This is a genomic window from Tenebrionibacter intestinalis (assembly GCF_016632365.1).
In the GTDB taxonomy this organism is placed as follows: Bacteria; Pseudomonadota; Gammaproteobacteria; order Enterobacterales; family Enterobacteriaceae; genus Tenebrionibacter; species Tenebrionibacter intestinalis.
In genome coordinates, this window is record NZ_JAEPBH010000128.1 from 1 (window position 1) to 1,373 (window position 1,373).

3 protein-coding genes are annotated in these 1,373 nt (G+C 41.2%); 2 read left to right on the forward strand and 1 reads right to left on the reverse strand.

Annotated features, from left to right (window positions below; all coding sequences use genetic code 11):
- The first annotated feature begins 70 nt into the window (after window positions 1-70).
- Window positions 71-772: a ParB N-terminal domain-containing protein gene (locus JJB97_RS18030; protein WP_238715450.1), complete on the forward strand. Its 702-nt coding sequence runs from the start codon at window positions 71-73 to the stop codon at window positions 770-772.
- A 14-nt stretch (window positions 773-786) separates the two neighbouring features.
- On the forward strand, window positions 787-1,113 hold the full coding sequence (locus JJB97_RS18035) for a zinc ABC transporter substrate-binding protein (protein WP_238715451.1): 327 nt from the start codon (window positions 787-789) through the stop codon (window positions 1,111-1,113).
- Window positions 1,114-1,154: 41 nt separating this feature from the next.
- Here JJB97_RS18035 and JJB97_RS18040 read toward each other — a convergent pair.
- On the reverse strand, window positions 1,155-1,373 hold a 219-nt coding region (locus JJB97_RS18040; protein WP_317981593.1), incomplete at its 5' end, for a SymE family type I addiction module toxin.

Genomic DNA, 1,373 nt, shown 5'->3' on the forward strand with positions numbered 1-1,373 from the left:
TTAAGGTAAAAGGGTTTTAGTTGAGAATAACTATCTGAGTAGTACCCAGGCACTGGCTTTTGATAAAGAGTTGTCAGATTGCCGGAAATCAGGTGGTGACTGTCAGGCTGTTATCGATAAGTGGAAACAGATCAGCGATAAACAGAGTGCTGAAACTGAGCAGAAACTGAAAGATAATCCGCTGGAAGCCCAGGTTGTTGATAAAGAAATCGCCCAGGGCGGCTATGATATGGCAGATCGTCCCGGCTGGTTGAGTGGTATCGGTGCCGATGTCATGACCAGTGAGGAAGCCAAAGCTTACGTCCAGCAGTGGAATGGTCAGGATCTGGCTAATATTGATACTAACAGCTCTGAGTGGATAAAGTTTGCGGCGTTTATATCTGATCCTGAAAATCAGGCAGCATTAGCTTCCATACCGAAAATAAGTAAAGACATAATTCAGTTAGCAAAAGCTACGATAACTTCACAATCTTATCCTGTGACTATTAAAAGTTTACAGGTAGGGTTAAGAAATCCCGATTATGTCGATACTCTCAAGAAAGATATGTTAGACGGTAATTTCAAATTCTCAGATCCTAAAGGTAAAATAGCTGGTTATGTTGATAGTCAAGGGCGTTACTATATAACGGAAGGAAATCATCGAATGGTAGCAGCTCAAGAGATATATAAGCAGACTGGTGATGCGAAATATATCGAACAGCTATTAAAGAATGGTGTTTGGACCCAAAGCAAAAATGCTCCTGCCGGTTCAGTATCTATGCCTAAGCGTTGATGGGGGTTGATAAAATGACAAAATCAGAAATATACATCCAGATGTTTAATCTTGTCTTACCTTATGTAAGAAGCATTCAATCGCAAAATGCCTGGGTGAAAGCAAGGGATATATCCTGTTACTTTGAGACAGAGCTAATACATAATTTACCTAAAAGTATTTTAGAGCGTGATATGGTGGAGCATGATATATGGTTCTTGAATAATCAGGCAAAATATTATTTTGAAAAATGCAGTTCTGATATATCACCAAATTATGATAAAAATATTGAATATATAATGGCGTTATTTAAGATAGTTCCTGATAACTTAAAGCCTAAGCTACATTGGGAAGGTCCATAATACAAAATACCGGCTCGAAAGCCGGTATTTTTTTATCTGCCTTATCTCTCAGCAGCCAGCCGGACTATCAGTTGTCCCGGCTCGGCCAGCACCTCGATCTTCTGTCCCGTCTCAAACCCCAGCGTTTTCATCCAGTTGCCCTTAAGTGTAATGGACGGAAACGGCGTAAACGTTCGTGAATCCCGGATATAACCCACGGTGTAACGGCGGGTTGTGGATGTGGGGCACTCTGGCTTAGTATCTGCGTCAGCCATATCAAC